The organism is Fervidicoccus sp. SLHALR4 (genome assembly GCF_058692745.1).
The window spans coordinates 533,354-557,556 of record NZ_CP182483.1 but is presented as its reverse complement, the minus strand read 5'-3'; the positions used below and the strand labels follow the sequence as shown (position 1 = coordinate 557,556).

The window sequence follows — 24,203 nt, the reverse complement described above, 5'->3', positions numbered from 1 at the left end:
GTAGAATCTCCGGCCGCTTCTCCTCTCAGGAAGGGCGAGAATTTCGGTTGCAAGAATCTTAAACGAAAGGTAAAAACCTGAAGTTTGCTGGATCGCTTTCAGCAGGTGATTACGCAGTTATTGCGCTTATCCTCTTCAGAATATCTGTTCTGGTGACTATCCCCCTCGGCTCTCCCACAGCATTGACGACGATGAGCCTTCCAACTCCGTGGAGCTCCATGAGCCTCACTGCATCCATTATGTCCTCGTCCTCCCTGATGGTCACCACGTGCTTCCTCATGTAGTCCTCGACCTTGGCCTTCATGTTGCCTTCGCTGAAGGCCTTCGCTATGTCCGTGGTGGTGATGATCCCGACTATCCTCTCACCTTCGATCACTGGAGCCCCCCTGATCTTCTCTTTGAAGAGCAGTCCTGCTGCTTCCTTGAGGGACATCTGCGGGGAAAGCGTTATGAGGTTTTTGGTTGCTACATCTCCTACGCTCTCCTTCGGTATGCTCACCAGCCTCTTTATGAGAATGGCTATCTGACCCATTGCCCTGTCTATATGCTGCACTTCCCCGTCAATGAGTATCCTGTTGTAGCTGGTCGGTCCTATCCTTATGGTCTCTCCTTCTTTTATCTCATCGAAATTGCCGCTAGCCTTGATGATTGCCCTGCCTCCTGCCGGATTGAGTATATCCAGAATTTCAACAGAGAAGGCTGTTATGTTGGTTTCTCTTCCCTCCTTCTTTATCTTCAGAGAGCCGTACGAAGCAATGCCCGTGCTCTTGATGAGCTCTCTGGCCTTCAGCGTGGGGACATACCCTCCCATTGGGCCGGTCTTGCTCTCGAGAAGGCCGAGGCTTCTGAGGCTGGATATAACGTTTCTCACAGTGCCCTCGTCCTTCCCGATCATTTCGGCAATTTCTATGCTCTTCACGAGCCTCTTGTTCTTTTCATACAGGGTGATGAGTGCCATGAGCACTTCTCTCTGGGTCTGGGTGAGCTCGTACATGTACATTTTTTCTGTTCCTCGCGAGCAGGTTGTTATATTTTAATATTCTTTGGCAAAAAGAATACATTATAATTTTCAATTATTATGGAAGTTATCACCCTATTTAAATTTATCGATTTTTCAGTTTTTAGAGCCTTCAGAGAGAGGAGGAAGTAGCGAGAGAAAAGTTTATATAGAAGTGGTTATAATGATTCCATTGACGCTCGGAATTATCTGAAACACTCATAGAAAGCTTGTGAGGTGCTTAATATGTCTGTTGAGCCTACAGGAATACCTGTTCTTATTTTGAAAGAGGGGACGCAGAGAACTGCTGGGAGAGATGCCCTCAGAAACAACATCATGGCAGTTAAAGCCATAAGCGAGACCCTCAGGACCACTTACGGTCCGAAAGGAATGGATAAAATGCTGGTGGACAGCCTAGGAGATATCACTATAACCAACGACGGTGCGACCATTCTCGACAAAATGGACATACAACATCCTGGAGCCAAAATGATGGTGCAGATAGCCAAAGGCCAAGACGAGGAGGTTGGCGATGGAACAAAAACCGCAGTGATCCTCGCAGGCGAGCTTCTCAGACAGGCGGAAGACCTGCTGGATAAGGAAATACACCCGACTATAATTGTGAGCGGATACAAGAGGGCCATGGAAGAGGCTGTGAAAGTAATCGAAGAGATCAGTATTCCCATAGATGTCAACGATAAGGAGCTGCTCAAGAAAATAGCTGTTACAAGCCTATACAGCAAGGCGGTACAAGGGGCAAGGGATAAGCTGGCAGAAATATCGGTAGAGGCTATAACGAAGGTTGCCGAGAAGAGGGGAGACAGGTACTACGTAGACCTCGACAACATACAGATAGTCAAGAAGCATGGAGGAAGCCTGCTGGACACCGCCCTCATAGATGGAGTGGTCATAGACAAGGAAGTCGTGCATCCAGGCATGCCGAAGAGGGTTAAGAATGCTAAAATTGCCCTCCTCGATGCCCCCCTGGAGATAGAGAAGCCAGAAATAGATGCGGAGATAAGGATTAGCGACCCGCTCCAGATGAGGAAGTTCCTGCAAGAGGAGGAGGAGATACTGAAGAAGATGGTTGACAAGATTGCTGAAGTAGGAGCAAATGTCGTGATATGCCAGAAGGGAATAGATGATGTTGCGCAGCACTTCCTCGCCAAGAGAGGAATACTGGCCGTGAGGAGGGTGAAGAGGAGCGATATGGAGAAGCTAGCTAGGGCCACTGGAGGAAGGATCGTTTCCAACATCGAGGATCTCCAGCCAAGCGACCTGGGAGAAGCTGGCCTCGTAGAGGAGAGGAAGGTAGGAGAAGACAAGATGGTCTTCATTGAGGGCGCGAAGAATGCTAAGAGCGTTACCGTACTGATAAGGGGAGGCTTTGAGAGGCTCATAGCAGAAGGTGAAAGAGCCCTGAGAGATTCGCTCAGTGCTGTAGCTGATGCAGTCAAGTACGGAAAGATCGTGGGAGGAGGAGGCGCCGTTGAGGTTGAAGTTGCAAAGAGGCTGAGGGAGGTTGCTCCTAAGGTTGGAGGAAAGCAGCAACTTGCCATCGAAGCATTTGCAAAGGCGCTCGAGTCGCTCCCATCAACCCTCGCAGAGAACGCTGGTCTTGATGCCCTTGAGATTATAATGAAGCTCAGAGCGGCTCACTCGGATTCAAATGGAAAGTTCATGGGGATAAATGTCTTCAATGGAAACATAGAAGACATGGTCAGCCTCGGAGTAATCGAACCTGCTGCTATAAAGCTGAACGCCATCAAAGCCGCTACAGAGGCAGCAACGATGATATTGAGAATAGACGACTTCATAGCTGCCAGTAAGGCAGGCGCTGGAAAGGAGGGCGCTACTGGAAAGAAGGAAGAGAAGGAAGAGGAAGAGAAGAAGGAGGATTGAAGCTTTTTTCAAATTTCTCTCCAGTTTACTGAGGGCGCATTCCATCAAATCTCAATTTTTAATTCTTTCAGTATTTTTTCCGCTGTAATCTGAGGGGATTCTCCGGAAGTATCGATGACCTTCACCTTTTCTCGGCCGTAGCAGTCCTCAGCTTCGCCTTCTAGCTCCCCCATCTCCATCGCTTCGAGGTTCTCCCTTATCTTTCCCTCTTCCCACTCCCTTTCCCTCAATCTCCTTTCAACCACTTCCGGTTCGCTCTTGAGCACAAAGACCTGAGAGACAAATTCCCTGGGGAGGAGGCAGGGAAAGATGGAAAATATGAAGAGGAGCTCGCTTTTCGCTGCTTCGTTCACTAGCCACTTCTCCAAATACTCAGTGTCATATACATGGGATCTTCTCCTGGCATCGTAAGCCCAAAACCAGCCGTTCTTCTTCGCCTCCTCGTCAACCTCGATTATCTTCGCCCTGCTCTTGAGCATCCTCTCGAGAGCTCTTGCCAGAGAAGTTTTTCCTGTTCCTGGATATCCGGCTATTATTATAGCTTTTCCCATATGCAGGTCTCCAGCTGCAGCGCTGTTTCAACTGTGGAGTGCGGAAAAAATAAATCTTTGATACGCTTCATGAAAATATCGTGATCTTTATGCATGGCTGGTGGGGAAAGACCCTCATTGTCGACCTAGGGAGGAGGAAGACTTCTGAGCTCAAGCTCGATGCTGACACATATACATCGTTTTTGGGAGGGAGGGGGCTCGCTGTTAAGCTACTGTGGGATCTAGCTCCTCTGGGGGTAGATCCTCTTTCTCCTTACAATCCTCTCATAATTGCCTCCGGCCCTCTATCGGGCCTTCCGCTTCCGAGCAGCGGCAAGCTCGTCGTAGCATCCAAGAGCCCATTGACTGGGGGATACGGGGATGGAAACATCGGCACAATGGCCAGCCACCATCTGAGGAGGAGCGGCTACGATGCTATTGTCGTAACGGGATCTTCCAGAAAACCGACCTACCTCTATATTGAGGATGGTAAGGTTGAGTTTCTGGACGCCGAAGGTATATGGGGAGAGGACAGCTTCAGGGCAGAGGACAAGCTCAGGGAGGCTCACGGAAAGGATGCAGGGATCCTCCTGATAGGTCTCGCAGGAGAGAAATTGGTCAGATATGCAACGATCGTTTCGCAGAAGGGGAGGAGCGGGGGGAGGCCCGGAATGGGGGCCGTGATGGGGAGCAAGAAGCTGAAGGCAGTTGTAATTAGGGGAAGCAGGGAACCGCCCATATATGATAGAAAGGGGCTCGCGGAGAGCTCGAAGGAAGCGTATCAGTCTATCCTGAACAGCAAAGGCTACAAAGCGTGGATAGCGCAGGGAACAATGGCAACAGTTGCCTGGAGCAATGCAGCAGAAGTTCTCCCAACGATGAACTTCAGGGAAGGAAAGTGGTCGGAGAGCGAATCGATAGGAGGAGACCTGATGGAGAAGCTCAAGGTAGACAGGAGAGGTTGCCCATACTGCAACATGCAGTGCGGTAATGTAATAGAGGACCTTTCTTCCATGGAAAGTGAGCTGGATTATGAGAATGTTGCAATGCTGGGGAGCAACGTGCTACTCGACGATCTAAGGAAGGTTGCCGAGCTGAACAGGATGGCCGATGAGCAGGGAATCGATACTATAAGCTTGGGGAACTCACTCGCCTATTACATGGAGGCCAGCGAGAAAGGACTTGTGGAGGAGAAGCTGGAGTGGGGAGACTTCAGGGGGATGAAGTATTTGACTGCGGAGATAGCTGAGAGAGAGGGGCTTGGGAGCTTCTTGGCTGATGGTGTGATGAGAATGTCTGCATCCCTCGGCGAAGAGGGGAGAGAGTTTGCGATGCATGTCAAGGGGCTGGAGGTCTCGGCGTATGACTGCCACGCTGCCCCAGGGATGGCTCTCGCCTATGCAACTTCACCCATCGGAGCCCACCACAAGGATGCGTGGATAATAAGCTATGAAGTCAGCACCGACCGGTTCTCCTATTCAAAGGAAAAGGTGGAAAAGGTGGTCTTTCTGCAGAACGTGAGGGGCGGACTCTTTGAATCCCTCACCGTCTGCAGGCTTCCCTGGGTTGAGCTGGGCCTGGATCTGAGCTACTATCTGAAGATGCTGAAGAGCGCAACAGGAATGGATTGGAGCTTGGATGATGTCTCGAAAGTTTCGCAGAGGATCTACGCTTTAATGAGGGCTTACTGGATAAGGGAGAGGGATGGCTGGGAGAGAGCGTTGGATTACCCCCCAATTCGGTGGTTCAAGCACCCTCTCACCAAGGGATCCCTAGCAGGCAGGAAGCTTGATCTCAGAAAATACGATGAGATGCTGTCTCTCTACTATCAAGCCAGAGGGTGGGATGAGAGGGGGGTTCCTAGGAAGGATACGTTGATCTCTCTTGGTCTGGATTTCGCTGTCGAGCAGCTGGAGAAGACCGTAGGGCTGAGCTAGATAACTGCACTTCAGAATTTTTTGAACTTTCGTGTTGCTTTTTGGGCTCTTGCTCTTACTCCTCGATCCTCGTCTCATCTGCATAGTTATCGAATAATCTGTTCTGCTTCTTCTACGAATCGCGGAGAGCTCTGTGCAATGCTGCTCGCCCTCGAAGAAGCATGCTCTATTCTATGGGAAAACTTAATTTTTATGATATCCAAAATAACTTATATAAGTCAAACAGCCCCCTTTGTGAGGGAATATCTTCGGCAGTAAAAGGTGACTTTTCCACGAGGGTCGCTCTAATTTTTGCAGGAGAAGGAAAATCGGGCTATGAGAGCAGCTTTGGAGCGAGGTTTCCCCCTCTGGCGGCAGCATACCTTGCAGCCGCGGCAGCGGAGCAGGGCTGGGAAGTGAAGTTCTTCGATTCGATAGCTTTAAATGCAAGTAGAGATCAGCTAGCTTCTCATATTCTGTCATTCGATCCTGAGGTCTCAGCATTCATCATGAATGCATCGAGCACGGCTAACTCAAGCATGAAGCTTGCTGGAGAGCTGAAAAGACAAGGGGGAATTATAGCAGCAGGAGGGCACCACGCCACATTCACATATTCCTCCCTCCTGAAAAGAGGATTCGATGTGATATTTCTGGGAGAAGGAGAGAGGACCTTCGGAGAGTTCCTGAGGAGGCTGAAAGAGGGGGATGAGTGGAGGAGCATTAGGGGGATTGCCTACAGGGATGGGGAAAAGGTCGCCAGCACGGGGATGCCGGAGCCGGTTGATAAGCTCGACGAGCTTCCCATGCCTATGTTTGAAGTTTATGATAGAGAGAGCTATAAAATGGGGCTTCTGGATCCGGAGGGATCCACTGTTACCGTTGAGACCTCCAGGGGGTGTCCCTACAACTGCGAATACTGCTCTGTAACTAAAATGTGGGGGGCAACCTGGAGGTTCAAAAGCGTAAAAAGAGTATTGGAGGAGCTTAAGAAGGTTAAGGATCTCGGCTACAAATGGGTCTTCTTCGTTGACGACAACTTCATTGTTCCCGTGAAGAGCTTCATCCAGGAGAAGGTCGAAATTCTTCAGGAGATCATTAAGAGCGGTCTAAACTCCCTCCGCTACATAGTGCAACTCAGGGCCGACTTCGTTGCGAGAAACGAGTGGCTCCCCCCTCTCCTCTACGAGGCAGGCGTCAGAATAGCATTCCTAGGAATAGAGTCCGGAAACCCCGAGACTCTCAGGCATATGAGAAAGAACCTGAACCTCAATGAATCGGCCAAGGCAGTGCAGATGCTCTCCCAGAACGGCATAATAGTACACGGGGGGTTCATCCTCGGAGCGCCCTATGAAGATCTGAAGTCCATGAAGAGGACGGTTAAGTTTGCCACTTCGCTGCTCGACTACGGTCTGGATTCCGCCCAGTTCTCGATATACACCCCTCTGCCCGGAACAGATGCTTTCAAGAGGGCGGTCGCCGAAAACTCGTTGCTCACCCTAGACTGGAACATGTATGACGTCCTTCATCCAGTCATGAGCACTAAGGTTTCCCCGGTAAGGGTTTTTCTCGAGCAGAGGCTTGCGCACTATCGCTTCTTCTTCATTAAGGGTGTTAAGAGCTTCAAATCCGGAAGGCTCTTTTCCAAACCGATAACTGAGAAGCAGAAGATGCTCTCTAACGGAGCCAAGTTTATTGCAAAGAGGATCCCCCTCTACCTGCTCGGATTATTGAGGCTTCCGTTTTCTGCTCTCCTTATTTCTCTCAGGCTGAGGAAGAGGATTGGTGAGAGAGAAGCTGAGGAGCTCAAAGAAATCCTTGAGGCCCAACGGAACATTGAGCTTGAATGGAGCAGAGAGAGAACGAAGGCGTTATTGAAGCCAAGCTGAGAAGATCATAGATATATTTCCCCCCTCTCTTGCATTTCTGTGGAAGTTCAAAATGGGGGAAGATGGCAGGAATCGCCCACAAAAGCTGGGTCCAGAGCCTGGAGGAAGAGCTCCGGTGAAAGGTGAAGAAGAGAAGCCGGGAGCTCTGAGGCTGATCGCTTTCTTCACGGTTGCTAAGCTTGTTCTGCTGGTCTTTTCAGCTGCGCTGTCTGGCTGGTCAATAGAGAGAGCTATGACAAGGTGGGATGCTCAGCACTACATAAACATCGCATTGAACGGCTACTCCTCGCCGCAAGAATATGCCTTTTCCCCTCTCTTCCCCCTTCTGATAAGGCTGGTCAACAGGTTCTTGGGGATCCCTTGGCTCTCGGCGGCACTTGTTTCGAACTTGTTCAGCTATGCAGCCGTTCTGCTGGTTTACAGGCTGTATGGTGAAAGAGCAGCGTGGATTCTGGCTTTCTTTCCAACGTTCCTCGTCTACACACTCTTTCCGTACAGTGAAGCTGTCAGCCTTACTTTCATAGCGCTGGCCCTCCTCTTCTCAAAAAGCGGTAAAAACACCTTTACCTCTATGGTATCCTTCTCTCTTTCAGTCCTCACATCATACTCAACAGCAATAGCCCTTCCTTCGTTCCTCCTCCTCAAGAGGAAGAAGCTCATCCTGATTCCAATAGCCGTTGGAATAGCTATATTTGCCTTTTTCTATGTTGAGACGGGAGACCCCTTCTACTACTTCTATGTTGAGGGCAGGTACTGGGGGAGCGATGTAGCAACGCCGTGGGGGCAGGCTATCTGGATCCTCCACGGCTGGTTCACAGCCCAGCCGTGGAGATTGGGTCCAATAGAGCTCACCCCTGCATACTGGCTCGCGAGGAACATAGCGTTCGAAGCATTCTTCATAGCCTCCCTGATCCCTCTCATCAGGAGGGATAGGATGGAGCTCGCTTTTTCTCTGCTCATAATTATTCAGCTCCTCTTCATCACGGGTGTTCCAGCTATTTCAATACCAAGGCTTCTGCTGAGAGCTCTCCCCTCCTTCCGTGGCGCTTCTCTTCTACTGAAGAAGCGGTTGAATTTGTACTGCTCTGCTTCCTTTCTCACATCATTGTTTGTAACGGCACAGCACGTCCACTCTTTCTTCGCTTAAAAGCTGAGACGGCAGGAAGCGCACTTTCCCCGTTTTCAAGGCTGCCTCTTTCTGAAAGCTTCTCAATTACGAGTGAGCAAAAAAGGAGAATGGAAAGTGATGCGTGGAAAAATCACCTTCCCCCGATGATTCTGGTGATTTTCAAAAACTCCTCTCTGCTGACTGCTCCATCCCTTGCAGCATCCTCAACCAGGAGGGACAGATCTTCTGCTTCCAAGCCATATCTTCTTCCGAGAGAAATCAACGCCTCCCCCTTATCCTCTGGAGTGCCGCTTCCTTCCAGAATCTTCCTGACCTCGTTGTTGACTTCCATCCTCCTCTCAAAGTATGGTTTCAGCTCTCCTCCAGCAAGCTCAAGCGATCTCATGTGAACGGAGGCAAATCCCAGGTAGAACCTTTGCACCTTTTCCGGTCTTCTTGTCCTTCCGAGATAGAAGATTGGAGAGAAGCCCTTCAGCTTCCAGATGCCTCCTTCGAAGTCCTCTATTGCATAGGCAGCTTCCACCTCTCCTATGAAGAGGTCGTGGTCTCCCACCTCAATGACCTTTCGCTTAGCAAGCTCGAGGGCAGCTGAAGCTTCCGATATAAGCGGTGCCCCAAGCTTCTGACCCCTGACTATGTTGAACCCGGCTTTCTTCAGCTTGTCCCTCATGTACCTCTCTGAGACGTCTCCGAGGAAAGGCATTTTCTCAACATATTTGAAGTCGAGAAAGTTCAGTCCGAATACCTCCGAGCTGGATAGAAGCTTGTATGTGAACCTCTCAGGAGCGATCGCCACTCCCACAAGGAAGGGGGAGAAGGATAGCTGCGTCCACCACGCAGCAAGCATTCCTCCCACTCTGCCCCCAGCTTCAGCGGTGACGATAACCGGTTTGACTGGGTAGAGGAGCCTCTCCACATCTCTGAGCTCAACGTTCTTCCACATGGAATCAACCACCTCAAGAATTGAAAAAACAACTGAATTTTTCCCGGGATAAGAGCTCGTATATACAGCTCCACTGGAGAGATAGTGCAGGAGAAGTCAGGGGTCTGTTGAGTGGGCCCGGAGGGATTTGAACCCTCGACCACCCGGTTATGAGCCGGGCGCTCTGACCGGGCTGAGCTACGGGCCCGCTGGGAATATTTTTGAAAAAACTCCTTATATTTGTTTTTCCCGCTGTTCTATATGTACTGGGATCGATGGGGAGGAGAGGAAGATCTCAGCTCTACCCAGAGAGTATTCCAGACCTATGCTGAACGATGAGAGCCTCACGCCGACTCTTGAAGCCTCTGCGACCCTTTCTCCCATCTCCCGATCTACTTCCCAAGCGATTTCGAAGCTTCTCGCCCAATCGAACGGAGCTATGAAGACCAGATGCGCTTCGAATCCTTCCTTGAAGAGCTCCACCAGCTCCTCTACATGCTTCTTTCCCCTCTCGCTGGGAGCATCGGGATACGATGCCACCCCGTCTTTTTCTGCTGCCGCGCTCTTCAGCTCGACAACAGTTCTCCTTCCGGAACATTCGAGGCAGTAGTCCAGGATGCTCCGCTCTGCTATGAAACCTTTCTCAAGCAACCTGCAGCCCTGGAATGGCGGGAGGAGGCCGAGCTCAACCGCCTTCTCGAATGAGAGCTCGTGAATCTTCGTGTCTAGGACTACTGCCCCTCTTCCGCTCTTCCCGTAGGAAGCTATCAGTCTTTTTCTCGTCTTGCCTCCGCTGTGGCTGGTGCAGAGCCCCAGAGCGCCTCGAAATATGAGATCCTTCAGCCTTCCGCTGTTGCTCAGCCATGCCCTCTCCGTCCCGCTATCTGTTTGGACCTTTACGGAGAATCTGTTCTCCCTTTCTATTATAACGCACTCCTCAACTCCTTCCAGTTCGAATAGCTTTTTCCTCAACCGCGCTTCTCACCGCACTCCTTAAGGGCTCTCTCTAACCTGAGCCTGCTCTCCATATCTAAAAGAAAATACTTGGTGTCGTCGATAAGCCTCCTATCGACATCTACCTTGTGCCTCAAGCCTGGAATTATTGCATCGGGATAGTCCAGTGGAGACAGCTGCGCAAAGATTTCTTCCATTTTATTGAGGAGCTCCCAAGCCCTCGATATGCTCCCCTTCTTGACCTCTTCCAGCGCTGTTCTTCTGAGCTCCCCTATGAGGTCTGCCATCCCAAGAAGGTAGGGGACTGGATCTACCATCAAGTCGCCTGGTCCCGGCAGTTTCTCTCCCCTGATCACTCTATAGAGGAGCTCAGCCTCGACAAACTCCCCCAGAGCGTTCCAGGAGGCTGGGGAGTGAAGAAGCTCGGGGTGATTCTGCAGAGAAGCTATCATCTCTTCCTTAACTTTCCTCATCCTCTCCAAGTCTTCCAGAGCTACTTCCATATCACCGGAAACCATCTTGGATATCGCATTGCCTGAGAGCCTCGTTATCTCCCTGCTCCTGCTGAGCATGACCTCCCTCGCTGCATCTCTCTCATCGAGGCTGGCTTTAAGCTCCTCGAAGATCTTCTCCATTCTCAGAGCCTCCATGACTGAAGATAATTCCTCTGCTCTTCGCTCAAAGAGTCGATCTTGATCCCCATGGATTCCAGTTTCATTGATGCTATTTCGTAGTCGATTTCTTTAGGCACTCGAAGAACTCTCGGCTCAGTTTTTTCGGATTCTGCTATAAGCTTGACTGCCAGCGCTTGATTGGCAAAGCTCATATCCATGACCTCGCTTGGGTGTCCCTCAGCCGCAACTAGGTTCATCAGCCTGCCTTCACCGACGAGATAGAGGACCTTCCCGCCCTTGAGCCTGTACTCTCTGAGATTCCTGCGTATCTCTCTCCAGCTCTCAGCCTTCTCTTCCAGATCTTTGACGCTGACTTCCACATTGAAGTGGCCGCTGTTGCCCAGTATTGCTCCATCCTTCATCTTCTTCATGTGCTCCCACGTTATCACATCCTTGTTTCCAGTCGCCGTTATGAAGACGTCCCCTATTTCCGCAGCTTCATCCATTGGCATGACTTCGTAGCCGTCCATAACCGCCTCGAGAGCTCTCACTGGATCTACTTCCGTGACTATGACTCTCGCTCCCATTCCCCTCATTCTCGATGCTATTCCCTTCCCAACCCATCCGTACCCTGCCACAACGACGGTCTTCCCAGCAATGAGGATGTTTGTTGCCCTGAGCAGGCCGTCAACTGTGCTCTGCCCGGTTCCGTACCTGTTGTCGAAGAGGTGCTTCGTATAGGCATCATTGACAGCATACACGGGGTACATTAGGCTGCCCTCCTTCTCGAGGGCCCTCAGCCTCAGCACTCCAGTCGTGGTCTCCTCCGTTCCCCCCTTCACATTTCTGGCCTTCTCCCTCGCCTTCTCATGAAGGTAAGCATGCAGGTCTGCGCCGTCATCTATAACTATGTCTGGCCCCTTCTCCGCAAGGATCCTTATCGCATTGAAGTACTCCTCAGTGCTCTCTCCCCTCTTAGCAAAGACGTTCGCTCCTTCATCCACGAGAGCTGCAGCTATTTCATCCTGCGTTGAGAGAGGATTGCTCGCAGCCAGGTAGACCTCTGCTCCCCAGGATATCAGAGTCTTCACGAGAACCGCCGTTTCCTTTGTTACATGAAGGCAGGCAGAAATCTTGAGGTTCCGCAGGGGCTGGCTGCTCGAATACTTTTTCCTCAGATTCACAAGAACCGGCATGTTCCTCTCTGCCCACTCTATCTGAAGCTTCCCCTCGTCCTTCTTGCTCAAATCAGCTATCCAGAACTCTGGCAAAACGACCTCACCAAGGTTAACTTATTTTTCTTCGAATAATAAAGAGTGCTGTGGTGCCTTCCTTGATTGTGAGGATCTCCATGGCGATGAGCGCGGATGGGAAGACTGCAGATGAAGAAGGGGAGTGGTATCCCCTGTGCCCATATGAGAGGGAGAGATTGTATTCCCACATGAGGTGGGCCGATGCTGTCGTCGTGGGAGCGGAGACTGTGATCAATACTGATATATCATTCATGCCTCCAGGCTCCAGGGACAGGCCTCTCAGGGTGGTCGTGGATCCCTCCCTGAGAACAGATGCCAGGAAGAGAGTATATTCTTCGAAGAAGGGGCCGGTTCTGGTAATTGCTTCCAAAAGTTCGGCCGAAGAGAAGGCAGGAAGGGTTGAGGAGCTGCGGCAGGCGGGTGCTGAAGTTGTTGCCCTGGAGGAGGGCGATGAGGGGGTAAGCGCGAGAGACGTGCTGGAGGTCTTGAGGGGAAGGGGGGCTGAAAAGATCCTCGTACTGGGTGGGGGGAGAACAAATTACCACTTCTTCAAGGAAGGGTTGGTGGACGAGTTCTACATCACGGTTGTTCCGAGAATTCTGGGTGCTTCAAAGTATTCTCCAGTTTCCGGAGGAAGCTTCCCGTTCCCGGGGATAGAACTGAGGCTTTCGGAGTGGAAAATATGCGAGTGTGGAAACGAGGTTGTCCTCAAGTACTCGCCGGTCAGACGAGTCTGACCCCGTTGACTTTCTTGCTCTGCCACGAATACCTCCTGATCCTCTTCGACCGACCGAAGCCACAGGCAGCGCAGTAGCCCTTGGCTACATTGTAGCTGTTTCTTCCGCACCTTCTGCACCTTATGTGGGTATATCCCCTCGAGTGCTTTCCCATCGAAGTAGTTCCTTTGACCATTTGGAATCACCGCTTTACAGTCCGGAAGCTGGAGAGACTATTATCACGTTGTCCCCTCTTATTATGATGGTTCCCAGCTTCCTCGGCTGGCCGTCTGGGAAAAGCTCTTCTGCATCCTCGAGAACTATGTTGAGGTGGTGGTCGTAGCTCTTCAGCCTCCCCCTAACCTCTTTGTTTCCCTTCAGCTTCACCAGCACAATTTGCCCCACGGAGTTCGACAGTATCTTGTGTGCAGTATCGCTCATTCAGCTCACCATATTAAGCAGGTATGCATGAAGCTCAAGGATTTTAATCGCTCATAACGAATTAATAAACATTAGCTCATCGCATGGAGATGTTATTAAATTGAAAAGGTACACGCTTTCGAAGAAGGACAGGGAGAGCTTGAAGAAAGAGCTGAAGGAAAAGCTTGGAATATCGTCGATCCCGGATAACGTGGAAATAGCTGAAGATGATAAGAGAAAGTGCTACATCTTTGATGGAACTCCAGCCATCTGCGAAGTGGAGGGAAATTTGATACCTCTCATAAAATGGATGCTGAAGGAGAGAGATGCCTGGTCTGAAATCCCGAGAATTGTGGTTAACAGGGGGGCAGTGAAGCCTATTTCCAGCGGCGCTAACCTAATGGCGCCCGGAATTGTTTCCATAGAGGGGTCTTTTTCGAAGGGCTCGGTGGTTGTTGTGGTGGAAGAGGAGAGAAAGATACCAATAGCGGTCATGAAGGCTCTCTACTCTTCAGATGAAGTGAAAGAGATGAAGAGGGGGAAGGTTGCAGAGAACCTGCACCATATAGGAGACAAGCTCTTCTCTGCTCCCATTTGAGGTCTTGTCATTCTTCAATTCAGAAGCCCAGCAACCTCTCGAATCATTGGAGGAGTATAGAGTCAAGGTTGGATGGTGTGTATATTCTAGCATCGCTGAGCCACCTCAGGAAGTGCCTCTTCTTTTCTATGGCTGAAGCGAGCTGGGCGATGGCTGAGGGCTCTCCGTGGTTTAAGATTATGTTTCGGGGCTTTGGATCGATGTTCTCGAGGAAGTGGAGGAGCTCGTTCCTATCACTGTGGCCGCTGAATCCCTCTACAGAGTGAATCTCCATGTTTATCTTCACGGGGATCAGCTTTCCATCGGAGTCCATGAGGGTGAGCTCCCTCTGGCCGTCCTTGATCTTCCTGCCGAGCGTACCTTCAACCTGGAAGCTCACGAAGACTAGGGAGTTCCTCTGGTCCTCCGCCAGAAGTTTCAGGTATTCAACGCTCGGCCCGCCGTTGAGCATCCCGCTCGTTGCCAGTATGACTGCAGGTTCCCCCTCAGCTATCTCCGACCTCTTGTTCCTGTCCTGAACGACGATGAAGTTCTCGTTGTAGAACGGGTTCTCCCCCGAGTGAATGGCCCTCTCCACTGCCGGGGACATCAGCTCAGGGTAGTGAGTGTGGATTGCCGTCACCTCCGTCACCATTCCTTCTATATAGACCGGCATCTTGGGAAGCGATCCCGTCTTGAGCGCCTCCGATAAGATCAGCATGATCTCCTGACCTCTCCCCACTGACATTATTGGAATGAGGACTTTCCCTCCCCTCTCGGTCGTCCTCTTTATGATGGAGAGCAGGTTTGCCTCTGCCTCAGCCCTCGAAGGAAGCTTCGTTTCCCCATAGGTGCTCTCCATTATCAGGGTCTCCACCCTTGGGAACTTGTCATTAGCTTTGCTCAGCAACCTCGTGTGAGCATACTTGAAGTCGCCCGTATATACGATGTTATGCAGCCCGTTTCCTATGTGGAGGTGAACCATGGCTGAACCCAATATGTGGCCTGCATCGTAGAGGGTCAGCCTGATGTCGGGAGCAATATCGGTCACTTCTCCATACTCAACAGTTATCGTGTGCAGTATCTCCTTCTTCACCTCCCGCTGGGTGTATGGGGGGATCCTCCCCTCCTTCGTCATGATGTCCAGGTAGTCCAGCTGCGTGAGAACCATTATGTCCCTCGTTGCCTTGGTTGTGTAGACCGGGCCGCTGTACCCATATTTGAACAGCAAGGGGAGCATGCCAACGTGGTCCAGGTGGGCGTGGGATATGACCACAGCATCGAGCTCTTCGAGCCTCAGTTGCTCAGCATCGAACCTAGGTGCCATGTCGGGAAAGCTCGAGGCCCCCGGTCCAGCCCCCGCGTCGAGAAGCACTCTGCTCTCTTCCGTCTCCACAAGGATGGCGGATCTTCCTACCTCCTGAAATCCTCCCAGTGCTGTTATCCTGACCCCCCTCGTTTTGAACAAGGGATCTCTGTGGATCCTCTCACCTATGTTCCTCAGGAAGGCTCTCCTGTAGCTGCTCTCTCCAATCAGCTGCGAGAGTATGCCGTCGAGGATTTTGGATGAGGAAGGGGGAGCCCTTATGATGACGGGCCTCCACCCAGTCTTCACTATTATGTCTCTCCTGATGTTTCCTCCCTTCCCTATGACCAGGCCCGGCTTCTCCGCTTTGATTATCACATCTCCAAGTATGTCATCGAACTCAACTGCTTTTATCTCAGCCTCCTTCGGCACGAGCTCCATTATTACCCTCTTCGCCTCTTCCTTGGGCTTCCTTATCTCCGGGTCCGTCCTTATGACAACCCTCTTCCTGATGGTCTTCGCAATTTCCCTTATGATCCCCATCTGCTCGAGAAGAATCCCAGGATTCTTCACGTAAATAGCAATCTCCGGCCCTTCGAATTCGATGGATGTCATCATTGCTTCCTGCGGAACCAGCGATATTATGGAATTCCTGAGCTTAGCTATTGAGCTCGCCTTTTTGGATGCATTCGAATTCATAACTCGACACTCTCTGTTTATAATTCGCTTCGAAGCCTGTCGGCCAGAAGTTCGAAGGCCGCAGGCCAGCTAGGGATTCACCGTCGGTTCTATTAAATCCCGTTGTAACGATAGAGCTTTTATCCGTTCTCCTTATTTAATCTTTTTCCATTGTTCCTCTCGCGGGAATAAGCAGTCCCTTATGCTATCTTAGACAAAATAGATACTTGAAACAGAACCGAGGTTTCGCTCGAAGCTGAGGGCAACACTGCATTCTCAATGAAGTATGTTTGCATGCCCGCAACTGAAAATTCTGCGTGAGGGTCAAAATTTCAATTTCTATTTCTATCATTTTCGAAGGAAGCTTCTCTACTTCTCATTAGAAAAATTCGCCTTTTGTGAACATTGCTAGCCTTGAAGATTACATCTGGAGACCTCGCCGTTTATTGCAGGAATGGAAGCTTATAGAAAGTCTACGAATATATCGAAGTACAGAGCCAAGCGAGCATGCCGGGGTATGAAGGTTTCCTAAACCTTGCAATAAGGATGAGAGTTAGCCCTGAGCCTATGGAAAAAATACTGCTGACCTTCTCGGCTACAGCGCAGATGGCAGATGCAAACACGAACAGATGCGGGGAACTGGTGAACCCCTGAAGGGATCTTTCCCCTTTAGAGCGGAGAGGAAGTCAGTTTGTTGAAAATGGTCTACAAGCTTGAGGCAGCTATGCGATAAAGCTTAAATGATAGTTCTAGCCCTTCTTAAGCATGTTGAAGTTTGATTGGGTGAAAAGATGAAAATTGCTTATGGAAGAGCCGGCGTGGCGGCTGATCATCCCATTTCCGTGAAGATCGGGCTGGAGGTTCTTGAAAGCGGCGGAAATGCTTTCGATGCTGCAATCGCGGTGAGCGCGTCGCTTTCTGTCCTACAGCCTCAGAGTGGAGGGCCAGGCGGAGACGCGTTCATGCTCTTCATGAGGGATGGGGAGGTCAGAGCATTCGCTTCGAATGGAAGGTCTTTTTCGGGATTCGATGCTGAGCGCTTCATAGAAGAAGCACCGAGGAGAGGCCCTTTAACTGCCACCGTCCCTGGACTGGTTGCTCTGTGGGGAAAGATCCACGAGGAGTTCGGGAGCATGCCGTTCGATTCTCTCCTTCAGCCAGCAGTGAGCATGGCTCAGAATGGTTTCACCGCTGGATACATGCTCTCCTCTTCATCTGCTTCTGCCGAGAAGGAGCTCGCTGGATACAAGTGGGCCAGGTACTTCAAGGGCATAAAGCCTGGGGATATCGTGAAGAATGCAGAGATGGCCAGGACGCTGAAGCTGATAGCCAAGAAGGGGTGGGATGAATTCTACGAGGGCAGGCTTGCCAACGAGATAGTAGAGGAGTTGAGGGAGCAGGGAGTTGGAGCTGAAGAGGATGACTTGAGGAAGCACGTTGCGCATGAAGTTGATCCTCTGAAGCTCGACATCGATGGGAAGACTCTATACGAGTTTCCTCCGAGCACGCATGGAATCACCACGCTTCACCTGATATCCGCCCTGTATGAGCTGGAGCTGAACAAGTTCAGCTTCAGCGATCCGAAGAGGATCGATGCCTGGAGAGAGCCGATAAGGGTTGCCTATGAATTCAGAGACAGGTTCATAGGAGATCCCGAGCATATGAACCCTGAGCACATGAGGCTTCTCAGATACTCTGATATCTCGGGAATGAGTTTCGAAGAAGAGATCCCGAAGAGGGAAAACGGAAGCGACACGACTTTCTTCATAGTTGCCGATGGGGAATACGTGGTTGCTTTCATACAGAGCCTATTCAATCCCTTCGGCTCAGGTCTCGTGATAGGGGGCTTTCCGCTCCAGAACAGAGGCCTCGGATTCGCCAAGAGGAGGGGGATCCCCAACAGTCCAGCTCCAAGGAAGAAACCCCTCCACACATTGTCTATTCTGGGAATCGAGGAGGGGAGAGAGAAGAGGATAATTGGTTGCGTTGGAGGAGACATCAGGCCGCAGCTACACTTGAGGACGTATGAGAACATTTATTTATATGGAATGGAGGCTCACAGAGCTCTCTCAGCCCCGAGATTCATCTTCACCTCCTATTCCAGAGAGCCGGTAGTTGAAGTTGAAGAGGGCATTGCCATGCCCGATGCGAAGGGCATGAAGGTCGCGAGGGTGCCGCTCTTCGGGACGCATGGCTACATGCATGTAGCGAAGATCGACAGCAGGGGAGTTCTGGAGCTGGCAAGCGATCCGAGAACCGAAGGCATATCGGTAGCAATCTGATTTCCAAACTTTTTTAAATATAAGCAAGGACATTTTTATCATATTCGAGCGGAGGCTGCTGAGGGCTTGTGCGGAATAGCGGGGGCCATATCGCAAAATGAGAGCATAGATGCTACTTCTTTCAAGAAAATGCTGGATCTGATGAAGCACAGGGGACCAGACGACGAGGGAATCTTTCTGGAAGGCAAAGTCGCGCTTGGGAACAGAAGGCTTTCCATACTTGACACGAGCGAGCTGGGCCACCAGCCAATGCGGCACGAGGAATTCGCTATAGTGCTGAACGGTGAGATATATAACTACAGAGAGATGAGGATGGTGCTGAAGCAGAAGGGGTACTCGTTCAGCGGAGACAGCGACACGGAGGTGGCTCTCAAAGCCATTGCGGAGCACGGCCTCGAGAACGCGCTTAAGATGTTCACTGGAATGTTTGCTCTTCTAGTTTACGACGGAAAGAGGAGGGTTCTCTGCGGAGCCAGAGACAGGTTTGGGATAAAGCCTCTCCACTACATGAGAAAAGGAGAGACGATGTACTTTTCTTCCGAAATAAAGGCTTTCTCTGCAATTACAGAGCTGAAGCCGAATCTGAAGAGGGTTGCGGAGTATCTTTCATTCACCAGACCAGCTTCAAGCGAGACCTTCTTCGAAGGTGTGTTCTCCGTGCCACCGGCATCGATGTTCTGCACAGATGGTGAAAAGATCGAGTTCAGCAGGTATTGGGAGCTGAAGGTCGAGGAGAAGGAGTGGAGAGTTGAAAGAGCAATTGAGGAATGGAGGAGAGCCTTCGAGGAGAGCGTGAAGCTCCATCTGAGGACGGATGTCCCCCTTGCCGTTGCACTGAGCGGGGGTGTTGATTCGTCTTCTCTCCTCGCGTTCATAAAAAATCTGCTGGATGAGGGGTTGAGGGAGAAGGGGTTCGATGAGAGGAGCCTCAGAATATTCACAGTCTCTGTTGATGACGAAAACATAGATGAGCTGGAGAGGTCGAAGAGGGTTGCTGAGAGCCTCGGCTTGGAGGAAAACCTCGAGGTGGTTAAGGTCTCCAGCGCTGATATCAAAAGAGAGGAGTTGGAAAAGATGATCTACTACCTCGAGGAGCCCCCCGAGGGGCCCAGCTCCATACTGCATTGGATGATGATGAGGAGGGTTAGGGAAAGCTCGAAGGAGCTGAAGGTCCTCCTCAATGGGCAGGGAGGGGATGAGCTGCTCGGCGGATACCACGCATACATACCAATATATCTGAAAGAGGTTCTGAAAGAGAGAGGGCTTTTGAGAGCTGCGGCTGAAGCCTGGAAACTCAGGGACTACATTCTGGAAAAGCTCTCGCTTGGATTGAGAGTCTATTTGGGGCTCAGGAAAAGAGCTGTTGAGAGGTTGCTCAGTGAGGATGCATTGAGAATGCTGGAAAGCAGCAGGAATGGGAAGGAAAGAGCCGAGCGGCTCAATGAGGTGCTGAGGAGGGATTTGACAAGCGGGAGGCTCCTGGAGATCCTGAGAACAGAGGACAGGAGCAGCATGGCTCACAGCATAGAGATAAGGGTCCCCTATGTTAACCACGTCCTAGCCGAACTTTCGCTATCCATGCCGAGCAGCATGAAGATAAGGGACGGCTACACAAAGTGGATCCACAGGAAGGCTGCCAGCGGAATGCTCCCCAATGACATTCTGTGGAGCAGGAAAAAGATCGGGTTCCAAGCCCCAGAGAAGAGGTGGCTGCTTGAGCTCAGGAGCCTGTTCTCATCATTAATGGAGAGCTCAAAATTGGTCGAAGCAGGGGTGCTGAGGGAGAGCGCTGCTGAAGAGCTTAAGGACAGAGTTGAGGGGGGGAAGGTGAGCGGTGACTACGCGAGGCTCTTCTGGAGAGTCCTGTTCGCGGAGCTGTGGATGAGGGTTTACTTCGAGAATGGTTCTGGAAAGCATTAAAAAGGATTTAAACAGATTGTTTCGCTGCTTGAAGAGGCGCAGTTCAGTGGATGGGTTGAGTGCTGTTCAGATGGTGCTCTCGGTTTTTTCAGGATCCATAGTGGGCTTCTCCCTTGGACTCATAGGTGGAGGTGGTTCCATACTTGCTATTCCGCTCCTCATATACTTGGTTGGCTTCAACCAACCTCACATGGCAATAGGAACTACAGCCCTCTCTGTCTCGATCAACGCTTTTCTGAACATAATACCATATGCGAGGAAAAGAGCTTTCGATTTGAAGATAGGGATCCTCTTCAGTATCGTAGGCATAGCAGGGGTGCTCTTGGGAAGTCAGCTGGGCCTCATGACTTCCGGAGAGAAGCTGTTGTTTCTCTTCGGATTTCTGATTATATTCGTTGCCATCTACATGTTGAAGAGGCCTCAAGCTTCTACAGGGAAGCTGTCATATGCAAAGCTCTCCCTCTTCTCCTTAGCGGTTGGATTTGCTTCCGGCTACTTCGGAATAGGTGGAGGCTTCCTCATAGCTCCGACCCTAATGTACGTTGGAGGACTCGATATTTCAAGGGCCATAGGAACCTCGCTGCTTTCCGTCGGGACATTCGGTCTTGTTACAGCGATAAGGTACTACATCAGCGGGCAGCTGAATATCTTCATCTCCCTGCTGTTCATTTTGGGGGGAATAGCTGGAGGATGGGGGGGGAGCAAAGCTCTCGATGAGCCTGCCGAAGAGAACTCTAACTAAAATATTCGCGCTGGTTTTGATTGCTGTCGGCCTTTATGTTATATACAGGTCTTACTGAGGAGCGGAAGCTTCGCTTCTCAAGGCAAGTGCGAATGTTTTTTAGATATGCACTATGGGCTTTTCTGGAAGTTCATTTCAGCTCAGGCTTATCGATGCAGAAATAGTAGTCATCGGATATTTCGAGGCCGCTGAGCTGTTCTGGAGAGGAAATCCTCAGTATCAGCCCGCCCGCGGAGAAGAGATACACCAGCTTTCCGTCCTTCTGCTTGACGCTGTAGAGGGTAGCTTTCCCGCAGAGGCTCGTTGACTGCGATGGCTCAATTTTTTCCGTTGATATCCTCAGGAGTATTTCCTCTCCAATGCTATAGCTCAGATCCATTTCCTCGTGATATTCAAATATGAGTTCTGTACCGCTTGGAGACGAAGCTTTCACATCGAAGATTGATGGTATAATCGAAGGCTGAGTGCTTGATACCTTGAGCTCACCGATTTTCAGCGATGCCATCCTGATCACCCTCAGGTGGGACTTCTGCGGAAGCTGATGGCCCCCTGGAAACTTGAACCTCAGATTGAGTTCTACATAAGCTGTTAAATAGTTTTGCACCTAGCATGTTATGAGATGAAAACAAAAGCCCACATCTGCTAAACTGCTCCAAAAATACCTCTCCGCTCATTGTGCAGAGGAGAGGTGAGTTTTATTAAGTTCAAAGCACGTCTGAAAAATATAAACGTTTGAGACAGAAAGCTAGAGGGTGTTGAAAATGAGCGTTTCAACTGCGAGCAGGAGGATGATCAGCGAGCTCAACAGCTTACTGGACAGGCAGGTTGTCGTGAGGCTGAAAAACGGAAAGACTGTGAAAGGAGTTCTCTATGGCTTCGATGAGAGGCTCAACTTGCTGCTTAAGGGGGCGAGCGAAGACGGTGAGTCCATTCACCCGGTTTTGCTGATAATGGCCGACAGCGTGGAGGTTCTCGCTGCTGTAGAGTCTCCCCTCTTCAATCCTGAAGAGTTCGGGAGGATAGTCGTGAGTAGGCTGAACATAAGGGAGGCGGATGTGAAGGCCTATCCTGAAGCGGGGATCCTCGTTGTTCTTAACACCATAAGGGTCTCGGAAAAGGGTGTTGAGGGGAGCGGACCGCTAGCCCACAAGATATACGGCCTCTTCACAGAATACATGGAAGGAAAGAAGAAGGAATCGGTGCAGCCGAAGGCCTAGGGCTCAGAAGGGTTGCCTCTTGCTGAAGATTGTGGAGAGGGACCTCGCTGGAAGGATCGGAGAGCTGAAGACAAGGGGGGGCTCCATTGAGACCCCCTACCTTTTTCCAGTAGTCGACCCCACGAGGCAGGAGCTCTCCCTGGAGGAAATGAGGCGCCTCGGCTTCACTGCTGTCATAACCAATGCTTATTTAGCTTACAAGAGAGGATGGAGGGGGAGAATACACGATCTCCTCGGATCAAGGGACTTCATAGTTATGACCGACTCGGGAGCTTACCAGCTTCTGCAGTATGGAGAGGTCGAGGTGAGCAACAGGGAGATCATAGAGATAGAGAAGATGCTGGATCCTGATATAGCAGTTATACTGGATGTCCCGACCGGCGATTCCCTTTCTCGGGAGCACGCGGAGTGGACTGTGGAGGAGACTCTCAGGAGGGCCAGGGAAGCGGAGGAGGTCATAGACAGGGACAGAAGGCTGTGGGTGCTTCCAATACAGGGAGGGATATTCACCGATCTCGTGGAAAAGAGCGCGAGGGAGTCCGCTGGGATGAGCTTCGATATATATGCGCTGGGGAGCCCTACCAAGTTCATGGAAAGATACCGCTACGAAGTAGTTGCAGACATGATAAAGGCCGCGAGGTCCCAGCTGCCCTGGGACAGACCTCTCCACCTGTTCGGCGCAGGCCACCCCATGATAATACCGTTCGCTGTTGCTTTGGGTGTGGATCTGTTCGACTCCGCCTCATACATCCTCTTTGCCAGAGACGGAAGGTACATGACCGAGCACGGGACAGCGAAGATAGAAAGGATAGAGCACTTCCCCTGCTCTTGCCCAGTGTGCTCGAGATACACGCCGAAGGAGCTGAGGGAAATGGATGCAGGAGAGAGAACTGCTCTCCTCGCTGAGCACAACCTCCACGTCGTTAGGAAGATAATTGCGGAAACGAAGCAGGCTATAAGGGAGGGGAGACTGTGGGAGCTCCTGGTCTCTATGTCCAGGGGGCATCCGAGCCTGCTCTCTCTGTTGAGAAAGATCGAGAAGGATCATTCGTCTTGGATTGAGCTCTTCTCTCCTAGGGTGAAGGGCGGGGCGAGGGGCTCTCTGATGTTCGAAGAGGACAGCAACTACAATCCGAGAATCTTCAGATTGAAGAGGTTCATCGAGTTCGAGTACACTCCTCCTCCCCTGTTCGGGAAAGCTTCGGTGCTCCCGATATATTTCAGGGTACCCGATGCGAAGAGCAGAGATGAGGGTTCCCACGTCCTCTACTATGCTCCAGTGCTCGGCTTAGTGCCCTCCGAGCTCTCCGGCATCTCCCCTGCGGGACAGGGGGTGTACCAGAGATATCTGGGGGATGAGGAGCAGGACAGAATAGCTCGTGCCATTTTCAACTATTTCAAAAAATTCGGCCACATGTACGAGAGAGTTGAGCTGACAGTCTGCAGGGAGCACGCCCGCCTCATGGAAGCACTGAAAAACATGCTCGCTGAGGCTCTAAACAGCAGCTTCGAAATCAGGGATCTCTCCTGCGGCTCCGCTGAGCTTCCTCTGAAGGAGGCCGAGGAAGGAGGAGAGCAGTGATTCTGTAGAGGTGCCACTTTCCGAGCCCCGTAAGTCTCGATATCTCTCCGAGACCCCTCTTCACCTCCTTCTCTCCCCCGTGCCTGTAGGATCTGATTATCATCGCAGCCGCAACCTTAGCCCTCATGGTCCTCCCCGAAAATGCGTGGCTCCTCTCGATTTTTCTGAATATCATGCTTAGTTCCTCATCCGAGCTCAGAATCCTTCTCAGCTCCTGGTTTATGGGGTGCTCCAGAACCCCCACGTGCTTCCCGGTCTTCAGGAAGCTCTGAAAGCTGTCATTGTTTATTGTGAGCTTCCTTCCGCTGCTCATTCTCCTATATACTGAACGGAACATGCGGTAGGTTTTGGGTGCTGTTGAAGCGTTTCTCCCAATGCGAACCACCCTTTCCTCTGCTTGATTTGCTTTCTCCTCGACATATATTCTGTCGACAACTGCCCCGCAGGAGCTGCATATTACATCCCCAGTCCTGTAGTCCCAGACGAGCTCTCCTCCGCACATCTCGCATCTGAGCATGTTTCATCGTCCTTCTGAATGTTGCTGCATTATATTTTTCGGATGCGGGGGGCTTTGTGAGCGGTGACTGAGATCCTCGAAATTTCCTGCGCGATATTTATGGAAACGATATTATTCTTGGAGATGAACTGAATTCAGGTGCC

23 protein-coding genes and 1 tRNA gene are annotated in these 24,203 nt (G+C 51.0%); 12 read left to right on the top strand and 12 right to left on the bottom strand.

Translation table 11 applies throughout. From position 1 onward, the window contains the following. Positions 1-109: 109 nt before the first annotated feature. Complete coding sequence (locus ACLGLO_RS02910; protein WP_492128900.1) at positions 110-1,000, bottom strand: CBS domain-containing protein; 891 nt, start codon at positions 998-1,000, stop codon at positions 110-112. Positions 1,001-1,243: 243 nt separating this feature from the next. Here ACLGLO_RS02910 and thsB point away from each other — a divergent pair, with 243 nt between their 5' ends. Beyond that, entirely contained in the window at positions 1,244-2,899 is a 1,656-nt protein-coding gene (gene thsB / locus ACLGLO_RS02905; protein ID WP_492128899.1) for a thermosome subunit beta, read from the top strand. Positions 2,900-2,943: 44 nt separating this feature from the next. On the opposite strand, the gene ACLGLO_RS02900 is transcribed toward thsB, so the two are convergent. Beyond that, on the bottom strand, positions 2,944-3,450 hold the full coding sequence (locus ACLGLO_RS02900; protein ID WP_492128898.1) for an AAA family ATPase: 507 nt from the start codon (positions 3,448-3,450) through the stop codon (positions 2,944-2,946). An 89-nt stretch (positions 3,451-3,539) separates the two neighbouring features. On the opposite strand from ACLGLO_RS02900, the gene ACLGLO_RS02895 reads away from it, so the two are divergent. The 3 genes from ACLGLO_RS02895 to ACLGLO_RS02885 all read left to right on the top strand — a co-directional run bounded on the left by ACLGLO_RS02895 (position 3,540) and on the right by ACLGLO_RS02885 (position 8,378). Further along, positions 3,540-5,366, top strand: coding sequence for an aldehyde ferredoxin oxidoreductase family protein (locus ACLGLO_RS02895; protein WP_492128897.1), 1,827 nt, complete (start codon positions 3,540-3,542; stop codon positions 5,364-5,366). Between the two features lie 161 nt (positions 5,367-5,527). Continuing rightward, positions 5,528-7,231, top strand: a complete 1,704-nt coding sequence (locus ACLGLO_RS02890; protein ID WP_492128896.1) for a B12-binding domain-containing radical SAM protein — start codon at positions 5,528-5,530, stop codon at positions 7,229-7,231. A 52-nt stretch (positions 7,232-7,283) separates the two neighbouring features. Then, complete coding sequence (locus ACLGLO_RS02885; RefSeq protein ID WP_492128895.1) at positions 7,284-8,378, top strand: mannosyltransferase family protein; 1,095 nt, start codon at positions 7,284-7,286, stop codon at positions 8,376-8,378. 112 nt (positions 8,379-8,490) lie between these two features. Here the strand turns inward: ACLGLO_RS02885 and ACLGLO_RS02880 are convergent, their stop codons facing one another. The 5 genes from ACLGLO_RS02880 to ahcY form a co-directional block, all read right to left on the bottom strand. Further along, positions 8,491-9,303 carry a flavin reductase family protein gene (locus ACLGLO_RS02880; RefSeq protein WP_492128894.1) on the bottom strand — a complete coding sequence of 271 codons (813 nt, stop codon included), beginning with the start codon at positions 9,301-9,303 and terminating at the stop codon, positions 8,491-8,493. 112 nt (positions 9,304-9,415) lie between these two features. Further along, positions 9,416-9,490: transfer RNA gene (locus ACLGLO_RS02875), tRNA-Ile, on the bottom strand. A gap of 26 nt (positions 9,491-9,516) precedes the next feature. Next, positions 9,517-10,254 carry a DNA/RNA nuclease SfsA gene (gene sfsA / locus ACLGLO_RS02870; protein ID WP_492128893.1) on the bottom strand — a complete coding sequence of 246 codons (738 nt, stop codon included), beginning with the start codon at positions 10,252-10,254 and terminating at the stop codon, positions 9,517-9,519. Continuing rightward, on the bottom strand, positions 10,251-10,886 hold the full coding sequence (locus tag ACLGLO_RS02865) for a haloacid dehalogenase (RefSeq protein WP_492128892.1): 636 nt from the start codon (positions 10,884-10,886) through the stop codon (positions 10,251-10,253). The genes sfsA and ACLGLO_RS02865 overlap by 4 nt, the downstream gene beginning before the upstream one ends. Continuing rightward, a complete protein-coding gene (ahcY, locus tag ACLGLO_RS02860) occupies positions 10,874-12,121 on the bottom strand; it encodes an adenosylhomocysteinase (RefSeq protein ID WP_492128891.1) in 1,248 nt (415 codons plus the stop codon). Before ahcY ends, ACLGLO_RS02865 begins: the two co-directional genes overlap by 13 nt. 68 nt (positions 12,122-12,189) lie before the next feature. Between ahcY and ACLGLO_RS02855 the strand changes: the two genes are divergently transcribed. Continuing rightward, entirely contained in the window at positions 12,190-12,840 is a 651-nt protein-coding gene (locus ACLGLO_RS02855; protein WP_492129123.1) for a RibD family protein, read from the top strand. Here the strand turns inward: ACLGLO_RS02855 and ACLGLO_RS02850 are convergent. Next, the gene (locus tag ACLGLO_RS02850) at positions 12,827-13,015 is read right to left on the bottom strand and encodes a 50S ribosomal protein L37e (protein WP_492128890.1); all 189 of its coding nucleotides are present in this window, start codon (positions 13,013-13,015) and stop codon (positions 12,827-12,829) included. The two genes, ACLGLO_RS02855 and ACLGLO_RS02850, sit on opposite strands and share 14 nt — an antisense overlap. Positions 13,016-13,029: 14 nt before the next feature. Next, entirely contained in the window at positions 13,030-13,260 is a 231-nt protein-coding gene (locus ACLGLO_RS02845) for an LSM domain-containing protein (protein ID WP_492128889.1), read from the bottom strand. Between the two features lie 100 nt (positions 13,261-13,360). Here ACLGLO_RS02845 and ACLGLO_RS02840 point away from each other — a divergent pair, with 100 nt between their 5' ends. Further along, entirely contained in the window at positions 13,361-13,837 is a 477-nt protein-coding gene (locus tag ACLGLO_RS02840) for a DUF1947 domain-containing protein (RefSeq protein ID WP_492128888.1), read from the top strand. 43 nt (positions 13,838-13,880) lie between these two features. On the opposite strand, the gene ACLGLO_RS02835 is transcribed toward ACLGLO_RS02840, so the two are convergent. Then, entirely contained in the window at positions 13,881-15,821 is a 1,941-nt protein-coding gene (locus ACLGLO_RS02835) for a beta-CASP ribonuclease aCPSF1 (protein ID WP_492128887.1), read from the bottom strand. 486 nt (positions 15,822-16,307) lie between these two features. Between ACLGLO_RS02835 and ACLGLO_RS02830 the strand changes: the two genes are divergently transcribed. From ACLGLO_RS02830 to ACLGLO_RS02815, 4 genes are all read left to right on the top strand, one after another. Further along, entirely contained in the window at positions 16,308-16,454 is a 147-nt protein-coding gene (locus tag ACLGLO_RS02830) for a hypothetical protein (RefSeq protein ID WP_492128886.1), read from the top strand. Between the two features lie 125 nt (positions 16,455-16,579). Continuing rightward, complete coding sequence (locus ACLGLO_RS02825; protein ID WP_492128885.1) at positions 16,580-18,082, top strand: gamma-glutamyltransferase family protein; 1,503 nt, start codon at positions 16,580-16,582, stop codon at positions 18,080-18,082. Between the two features lie 66 nt (positions 18,083-18,148). Further along, positions 18,149-20,002 carry an asparagine synthase (glutamine-hydrolyzing) gene (gene asnB / locus ACLGLO_RS02820; protein WP_492128884.1) on the top strand — a complete coding sequence of 618 codons (1,854 nt, stop codon included), beginning with the start codon at positions 18,149-18,151 and terminating at the stop codon, positions 20,000-20,002. Between the two features lie 46 nt (positions 20,003-20,048). Further along, positions 20,049-20,744, top strand: coding sequence for a sulfite exporter TauE/SafE family protein (locus ACLGLO_RS02815; RefSeq protein ID WP_492128883.1), 696 nt, complete (start codon positions 20,049-20,051; stop codon positions 20,742-20,744). Positions 20,745-20,874: 130 nt separating this feature from the next. Here the strand turns inward: ACLGLO_RS02815 and ACLGLO_RS02810 are convergent, their stop codons facing one another. After that, positions 20,875-21,348 (bottom strand): DNA-directed RNA polymerase subunit G, encoded by a 474-nt coding sequence (locus ACLGLO_RS02810; RefSeq protein WP_492128882.1) that lies wholly within the window; start codon positions 21,346-21,348, stop codon positions 20,875-20,877. A 157-nt stretch (positions 21,349-21,505) separates the two neighbouring features. Here ACLGLO_RS02810 and ACLGLO_RS02805 point away from each other — a divergent pair, with 157 nt between their 5' ends. Together ACLGLO_RS02805 and tgtA are read left to right on the top strand one after the other, a co-directional pair. Continuing rightward, on the top strand, positions 21,506-21,961 hold the full coding sequence (locus tag ACLGLO_RS02805) for an Lsm family RNA-binding protein (RefSeq protein WP_492128881.1): 456 nt from the start codon (positions 21,506-21,508) through the stop codon (positions 21,959-21,961). A 19-nt stretch (positions 21,962-21,980) separates the two neighbouring features. Then, on the top strand, positions 21,981-23,543 hold the full coding sequence (tgtA, locus tag ACLGLO_RS02800) for a tRNA guanosine(15) transglycosylase TgtA (protein ID WP_492128880.1): 1,563 nt from the start codon (positions 21,981-21,983) through the stop codon (positions 23,541-23,543). Here the strand turns inward: tgtA and ACLGLO_RS02795 are convergent. After that, entirely contained in the window at positions 23,476-24,060 is a 585-nt protein-coding gene (locus ACLGLO_RS02795) for a TFIIB-type zinc ribbon-containing protein (RefSeq protein ID WP_492128879.1), read from the bottom strand. The two genes, tgtA and ACLGLO_RS02795, sit on opposite strands and share 68 nt — an antisense overlap. Positions 24,061-24,203: the final 143 nt, after the last annotated feature.